This window comes from Pseudomonas sp. HMWF021 (assembly GCF_003061005.1).
GTDB lineage: Bacteria > Pseudomonadota > Gammaproteobacteria > Pseudomonadales > Pseudomonadaceae > Aquipseudomonas.
In genome coordinates this window covers 15,622-22,746 of record NZ_QAIK01000006.1, presented here as the reverse complement: position 1 = coordinate 22,746, position 7,125 = coordinate 15,622, and the positions used below count along the sequence as shown (strand labels likewise).

At 59.7% G+C, this 7,125-nt stretch carries 6 protein-coding genes; 2 read left to right on the top strand and 4 right to left on the bottom strand.

All coding sequences use genetic code 11. From position 1 onward, the window contains the following. Positions 1 to 190: 190 nt before the first annotated feature. Both DBR18_RS00470 and DBR18_RS00465 read left to right on the top strand, forming a co-directional pair. Positions 191 to 1,339 (top strand): efflux RND transporter periplasmic adaptor subunit, encoded by a 1,149-nt coding sequence (locus DBR18_RS00470; protein ID WP_108588862.1) that lies wholly within the window; start codon positions 191 to 193, stop codon positions 1,337 to 1,339. Between the two features lie 13 nt (positions 1,340 to 1,352). Further along, positions 1,353 to 4,382 (top strand): multidrug efflux RND transporter permease subunit, encoded by a 3,030-nt coding sequence (locus DBR18_RS00465; RefSeq protein ID WP_108588861.1) that lies wholly within the window; start codon positions 1,353 to 1,355, stop codon positions 4,380 to 4,382. A gap of 181 nt (positions 4,383 to 4,563) precedes the next feature. On the opposite strand, the gene DBR18_RS00460 is transcribed toward DBR18_RS00465, so the two are convergent. The 4 genes from DBR18_RS00460 to DBR18_RS28580 all read right to left on the bottom strand — a co-directional run. Beyond that, positions 4,564 to 4,791 carry a hypothetical protein gene (locus DBR18_RS00460; RefSeq protein ID WP_108588860.1) on the bottom strand — a complete coding sequence of 76 codons (228 nt, stop codon included), beginning with the start codon at positions 4,789 to 4,791 and terminating at the stop codon, positions 4,564 to 4,566. A 2-nt stretch (positions 4,792 to 4,793) separates the two neighbouring features. Next, on the bottom strand, positions 4,794 to 5,507 hold the full coding sequence (locus DBR18_RS00455; protein WP_108588859.1) for a lipopolysaccharide kinase InaA family protein: 714 nt from the start codon (positions 5,505 to 5,507) through the stop codon (positions 4,794 to 4,796). Between the two features lie 4 nt (positions 5,508 to 5,511). Then, positions 5,512 to 6,180, bottom strand: coding sequence for a class I SAM-dependent methyltransferase (locus tag DBR18_RS00450; protein ID WP_108588863.1), 669 nt, complete (start codon positions 6,178 to 6,180; stop codon positions 5,512 to 5,514). A gap of 305 nt (positions 6,181 to 6,485) precedes the next feature. Beyond that, the coding region (locus DBR18_RS28580) for a HAMP domain-containing sensor histidine kinase (protein ID WP_256588478.1) at positions 6,486 to 7,125 on the bottom strand (640 nt) is incomplete at its 5' end.

Below are 7,125 nucleotides of genomic sequence, written 5' to 3'. Positions count from 1 at the left end.
AATTGCCGCCTGCGCTATTTGAGCAGCAGGCGGCCTAATACTCCTACGGAGTGGTTTAAAAAAACTGAACCACTACACCGCAGGCTGCGATCTTTTGAGTCACCCTGTAATAACTGCCAGTTGGATTCCCCCCTGTTCTCGGAGTAATGTGCCCGCCTGTCTCACCTGATTTATCCAAGGAACTGGAAATATGCTGCGTCGCCGCATGCTGATCATGTTGGGTGTTGTCTTGCTGGTCGTCCTGGTATTGGGCGGGTACAAAGCCTTTTCGATCTACACCATGATCCAGGGCTTTTCCAAACCGAAACCGCCGATCAGCGTCGCCGTGGCCCGCGCCACCGAACAACCGTGGCAGATGCGTTTGCCCACCGTCGGCTCGCTCAAGGCTTTGCAAGGCGTCGAGCTGAGTCTGGAAGTCGTCGGCACCGTCACCGAGCTCAAGTTCGAATCCGGGCAGAAGGTCAAGGCCGGGCAGCCGCTGCTGCAACTCGACAGCGCGGTCGAAACCGCCCTGCTAGAAACCGCCAAGGCTGACCTGGGGCTGGCGCAACTGGATTTCGGCCGTGGCAGCCAACTGGTCGACAGCCGCGCGATCTCCAAGGGCGAGTACGATCGCCTCTCGGCCGTGTTGCAAAAGAACAGGGCCACGGTCAATCAGCTCAACGCTTCGCTTGCGAAAAAACGCATCCTTGCGCCGTTCAGCGGCACCATCGGCATCCGTCAGGTGGATGTCGGCGACTACCTCGCCAGCGGCACCAAAATCGCCACGCTGCAGGACCTGAGCAGCCTCTACGCCGACTTCTATGTGCCGGAGCAATCGGTGCCGAAACTGGCCATCGGGCAACCGGTGCAGATCAGCGTCGCCGCCTATCCCGGGCAGGATTTCCCCGGCGCCATCAGCGCGATCAACCCGATTGTCGAGAGCACCACGCGCAATATTCTGGTGCGCGCGACCCTGGCCAACCCCGACGGCAAGTTGCTGCCGGGCATGTTCGCCAGCCTCAACGTGCTGCTGCCTGATCCGCAGAAACACATCGTCGTCCCGGAAAGCGCGATCACCTACACCCTATACGGCAACTCGCTGTACGTGGTCGGGCAACAGAAGGCCGAGGACGGCAGCGTGGTCAAGGATGACAAGGGTCAGCCGGTGCTGATCGCCGAGCGTCGTTTCATCGAGACCGGCGAGCGCCGCGATGGCCTGGTGATGATCAACAAGGGCGTGCAGAGCGGCGAACAAGTGGTGACTGCCGGCCAGATCAAACTGGACAACGGTGCGCACATCGCCATCAGCGACGACAAGACCCTCGGCGAGCAGAACAGTCCGCCTCGCGCCGACTGATCAAGGAACCCCCATGGCTTTTACCGATCCGTTCATCCGCCGCCCGGTGCTCGCCACCGTGGTCAGCCTGCTGATTGTGCTGCTGGGTTTCCAGGCCTGGAGCAAGCTGCCGCTGCGCCAGTATCCGCAGATGGAAAACGCCCTGATCACGGTGACCACCGCCTACCCCGGGGCCAACGCCGAGACCATTCAGGGCTACATCACCCAACCGATGCAGCAGAGCCTGGCGAGCGCCGAGGGCATCGACTACATGACCTCGGTCAGCCGCCAGAACTTTTCGGTGATCTCGATCTACGCGCGCATCGGCTCCAACACCGACCGCTTGTTCACCGAACTGCTGGCCAAGGCCAACGAGGTGAAAAACAAGCTGCCGCAGGACGCCGAGGACCCGGTGCTGAGCAAGGAGTCGGCTGACGCCTCGGCGCTGATGTACATCAGCTTCTTCAGCAAGGATTTGAGCAACCCGCAGATCACCGACTACCTGTCACGGGTGATCCAGCCGAAACTGGCGACCCTGCCGGGCATGGCCGAGGCGGAGATTCTCGGCAATCAGGTATTCGCCATGCGCCTGTGGCTAGACCCGGTGAAACTCGCCGGTTTCGGCCTCAGTGCCAGCGACGTGACCAACGCGGTGCGCCAGTACAACTTCCTCTCCGCCGCCGGCGAGGTGAAGGGCGAGTACGTGGTCACCAGCATCAACGCCAACACCGAACTGAAGTCCGCCGAAGCCTTTGCCGCGATTCCGCTCAAGGTCAGTGGCGACAGTCGCGTGCTGCTCAGTGATGTGGCGCGGGTCGAGATGGGCGCGGAAAACTACGATTCGATCAGCTCTTTCGGCGGCACACCCTCGGTGTACATCGGCATCAAGGCCACGCCCGGCGCCAACCCGCTGGACGTGATCCGGGAAGTGCGCAAGCTGATGCCGGAGCTGGAAGCGCAATTGCCGCCCAACCTCAAGAGCGAAATTGCCTACGACGCCACCCAGTTCATCCAGGCCTCCATCGACGAAGTGGTGAAAACCCTGTTCGAAGCGGTGCTGATCGTGATCGTCGTGGTGTTCCTGTTCCTGGGGGCATTGCGCTCGGTGGTGATCCCGGTGGTGACCATCCCGCTGTCGATGATCGGCGTGATGTTCTTCATGCAGATGATGGGGTACTCGATCAACCTGCTGACCCTGCTGGCGATGGTGCTGGCCATCGGGCTGGTGGTGGACGATGCCATCGTGGTGGTGGAAAACATTCACCGGCATATCGAGGAAGGCAAGACGCCGCTGGAGGCGGCACTGGAGGGCGCACGGGAAATCGCCATGCCGGTGGTGTCGATGACCATCACCCTGGCGGCGGTGTATGCGCCGATCGGCTTTCTCACCGGGCTGACCGGGGCGCTGTTCAAGGAGTTCGCCCTGACCCTGGCCGGCGCCGTGGTGATCTCCGGGATCGTCGCCCTGACCCTGTCGCCAATGATGTGCGCCCTGCTGTTGCGTCACGAGGAAAACCCCAGTGGCCTGGCGCACCGGCTCGACCGCATCTTCGACGGCCTCAAGCGCCGCTACCAGAGCATGCTCCACGGCACGTTGAACACCCGGCCGGTGGTGCTGGTGTTTGCGGTGATCGTGCTGTGCCTGATCCCGGTGTTTCTCAAGTTCACCAAATCCGAACTGGCACCGGATGAGGACCAGGGCATCATTTTCATGATGGCCACGGCCCCGCAACCGACCAACCTTGATTACCTGAGCACCTACACCGACGAATTCATCAAGATCTTCAAGGAGTTTCCGGAGTACTACTCCTCGTTCCAGATCAACGGCTACAACGGCGTGCAAGCGGGCATCGGTGGCTTCCTGCTCAAGCCGTGGAACGAGCGCAGTCGCACGCAGATGCAGATCCTGCCTGAGGTGCAAGGCAAACTGGCGAGCATTCCCGGTCTGCAGATTTTCGGCTTCAACCTGCCCTCCCTGCCCGGCACCGGTGAAGGTTTGCCGTTCGAGTTCGTGGTCAATACCGCCAATGACTACGAGTTGCTGCTGCAAGTGGCCGACCGGATCAAGAAACGCGCGATGGAGTCCGGCAAGTTCGCCTTCGTCGACCTCGACCTGGCGTTCGACAAACCGGAAGTGGTGGTCGATATCGACCGCGCCAAGGCGGCGCAGATGGGCGTATCGATGCTGGATCTGGGCGGCACTCTGGCGACCTTGCTGGGCGAGGCGGAAATCAACCGTTTCACCATCGAAGGCCGCAGCTACAAGGTGATTGCCCAGGTCGAGCGACCGTACCGCGAAAACCCCGGCTGGCTGAACAATTACTATGTGAAGAACACCCAGGGCGAGTTGCTGCCACTGTCGACCCTGATCAAGGTCAGCGACCGGGCGCGACCGCGCCAGCTCAACCAATTCCAGCAACTCAACGCGGCGAAGATCTCCGGATTCCCGCTGGTCAGCATGGGCGAAGCCATCGACACCGTGCTGCAGATCGCCCGGGAAGAAGCGCCAGCCGGTTTTGCCTTCGACTATGGTGGCGCCTCGCGCCAGTACGTGCAGGAAGGCAGCGCCCTGTGGGTGACCTTCGCCCTGGCACTGGCGATCATTTTCCTGGTGCTGGCAGCGCAGTTCGAGAGCTTCCGAGATCCGCTGGTGATTCTGGTGACGGTGCCATTGTCGATCTGCGGCGCATTGATTCCGCTGTTCCTTGGCTGGTCGAGCATGAACATCTACACCCAGGTCGGGCTGGTGACGCTGATCGGGCTGATCAGCAAGCACGGGATCCTGATCGTCGAGTTCGCCAACCAGTTGCGCAAGGACAAGGGCCTGACCGCACGTGAAGCGGTCGAGGAAGCGGCAGCGATTCGCCTGCGCCCGGTGTTGATGACCACGGCGGCGATGGTGTTCGGCATGGTGCCGTTGATTCTGGCGACCGGTGCTGGCGCAGTGAGCCGTTTTGACATCGGCACCGTGATTGCCACGGGGATGTCGATCGGGACGTTGTTTACGCTGTTCGTATTGCCATGCATCTACACCCTGCTGGCGAAACCGGATCCCAAATCATGACCGTTTTCCTGTCCGTATCTCTGTCCCTGTAGGAGCTGCCGAAGGCTGCGATCTTTTGATCTTGGGTTACAAAAAAACAAGATCAAAAGATCGCAGCCTGCGGCAGCTCCTACAGAGGGATTTCATTGATCCATAAAAAAGGCCTCGCATCTGCGAGGCCTTCATTTTGGCTTCAATCGGTTCAACTCTGTGGCCTCATCCCTTGAGAAAGCCCGAACATGAACAACAGAAGATCATGGTCAGGTTGAGTAGCCACGGAGGCTTTCGCCACCCGTGGTACTGCGCAGTGAGCATCACTCGTGGTGTTACCGATCACCTGCATGCGGGGCTGCTCCCAGGCCGCCACCGCCAATGAAGCAACTGCCAAGGCCCCAACCAAAAACAAACCTCGTGCAATTTCGAGTTTCATCGCTATAAACCTTTGATAGCGCTGCCAAACGCCGTCTCATAAAAGTAGACGAGTTTTTTCCAGTCCGTATCGCTGAACGACGAATGGCGACGCAATTGCTTCATGTCATGGGAGGCCGCGCGATAAGCGGTCAGGCGCTGTCGGCATTTCTCAAGGTCGATCAGTGCCACTTCAACCTGAGCCGAATCGCCCTCGCCGGTCACCCGTACAAATACGTGTTTGATGTAGATGCAACTGTGCTGCCAGCGGCCCTTGTGCATGCGCGCAAGGTTTTGCGCCAGGTCTTTCAGCACTCGTTCATAGACGGCTTCGCCGTATTGGGCACGACCACCCGCGGCTTCCCATTTTTCGAGTTCGTCGAAGCCGTCCAGCGACTTGGTCACCAACAGGGCACGCCACTTGTGTTGCGGATCGGGCTGCGCACCGCAGAACACAATTTGCGGGACGCGTACGCCGAGGCGGCTGACGCCGGTCAGGGCATCCAGCTCACGCAAGACTGTCGGGCGGCCGAAAGGATGCAGCCAACTGCGATAGATATGCCCTGTCTGGCGCTTGGCATACAGCAACTGGCCGTCACGGCCCACGACTCGTTGCACACCACTTTCACCGCCACGGCGTACGTTGGGCTCTTCTACCCATTCCCCGCGCTGATTCCAGTAGTAGTCGAAGCGATCCTGGGGAGCGACTTCCGTTTCTGCTGCTATTTGCACCGGCATCCTGTTACCTCTTGCGTAATACGTAGACCCGCCACATGGCATACAGCGGAATAAAGTCCAGTTGTTCCTGAATGCGAAAACCTGCGTCTTCGAATTCCTTTTCTACTGTCACAGCCGGTAACACAAACCGGTTCTGGTAACCTTCCTGGCCGCGACGCTGCTCAGCGCGTTTGCGTTTCCAGGCCTTGAAATTGCCATCCACCCACAACGAAATGATCACGCTGTCACGGGTGACACGCTCGAATTCGCGCAAAATCGCCCGCCGATGCTCGGCTTCTCCGATGTGGTGCAACAGGCGCATGCAAAAAATGCTGTCGACGGCGTTGTCCGGCAAGGCAATGTCGAACGCTGACGTGTGCAAGGGTTGTACCCGTTTCACCACATCTGCCGGTTGCGACTGCATCGCAGTCCTGATCATGGACTCGGAATTGTCCGCGCCAATGATCACCCGGTTGGGTTTTTCCGCCAGCAACGGCCAGAAACGTCCTGCTCCGCACGGCAGATCAAGTACCAACCCCGGCTCGCCGGCCAGTGTCAGCGCCTTGCGGGCCAGTTGCTCGTCCCGCCAATGTGACAACCGACGACCTAAACCGTCCTGGTGCTTGCGCAAATATTTTTGTGCATGCTGGTCATCATACTTTTCGGAAAAATCGAGCTTGATCGGTCTGCTCATCATCAGGGCTCCTGAATTACTGATGCCCCTACCATAGGTAGTGGCATGTCAGCGTCAGGTCGTCCCTTTGTGAAAAATACGTAACGTAAACCGGCAATCTATTACAGGGTTTTACATGGAGAATGCAATAGCTCGGGGCCATTAGCTGAGTCCGGCGGCCACTGAGGATTCAATACCGCCGTTCAATCCCCTTCGCGAGCAGGCTCGCTCCCACCTTTGTACCCTGGATCTCTGTGGGAGCGAGCCTGCTCGCGAAGGCGTCATCAAATGCCAGCACTCAGGGCGCGGCCGCTTGGGTTTGGGGTTCAACGCTGACCCAGCGTCACCTCAAAGCGGCAACCATTGGGCTGCATGGTGCTCAATGTCACCTCCCAACCCTGGTTTTCACAGATCCGCTGCACCAGTGACAAGCCCAGCCCCAGGCCTTCGCCGCGCTTTTCATTGCCCCGCACGAAAGGCTGGAACATGGCTTCGCGTTTTTCCTCGGGAATACCGACACCCGAGTCTTCGACGACGAAACCGTTGTCGTTGAGTGTCAGGCGAATGAATCCATGTTCGGTGTAGTGGCAGGCATTGCGCAACAGATTGCCCATGACAGCACTGAGCAGCGTGGCGTTGAAGCAAGTGTCCGGCGGATTGCCCGGCTCGAACATCAGTTGCAGCCCTTTCGCCTCGATCGGCTCGCGCCAGATACTCAGCAGTCCGTCGGCCACTTGGGCAAGGTTCTGCTGCGGCGCGGAACCGGCGTCTTCACGCTGGGCGCGGGCGAGCATCAAGAAGGTCTGCACCAGTTCGCGCATTTCCTCACTGGCCCGGGCGATGCGCTCGACCTGGGCACGGCCGCGCTGATCCAGCCCGGGGTTTTCCAGCAGCAGTTCGCAGGAGCTGGCCAGCACCATCAACGGTGTGCGCAGTTCGTGGCTGACATCGCTGGTGAACAGCCGT

What these genes read in the sequence shown, in the direction of transcription:
- DBR18_RS00460 (WP_108588860.1), bottom strand. Translation starts at nt 4,791, where the DNA reads ATGAAACTCGAAATTGCACGAGGTTTGTTTTTGGTTGGGGCCTTGGCA.
- DBR18_RS00470 (WP_108588862.1), top strand. Translation starts at nt 191, where the DNA reads ATGCTGCGTCGCCGCATGCTGATCATGTTGGGTGTTGTCTTGCTGGTC.
- DBR18_RS00455 (WP_108588859.1), bottom strand. Translation starts at nt 5,507, where the DNA reads ATGCCGGTGCAAATAGCAGCAGAAACGGAAGTCGCTCCCCAGGATCGC.
- DBR18_RS00450 (WP_108588863.1), bottom strand. Translation starts at nt 6,180, where the DNA reads ATGAGCAGACCGATCAAGCTCGATTTTTCCGAAAAGTATGATGACCAG.
- DBR18_RS00465 (WP_108588861.1), top strand. Translation starts at nt 1,353, where the DNA reads ATGGCTTTTACCGATCCGTTCATCCGCCGCCCGGTGCTCGCCACCGTG.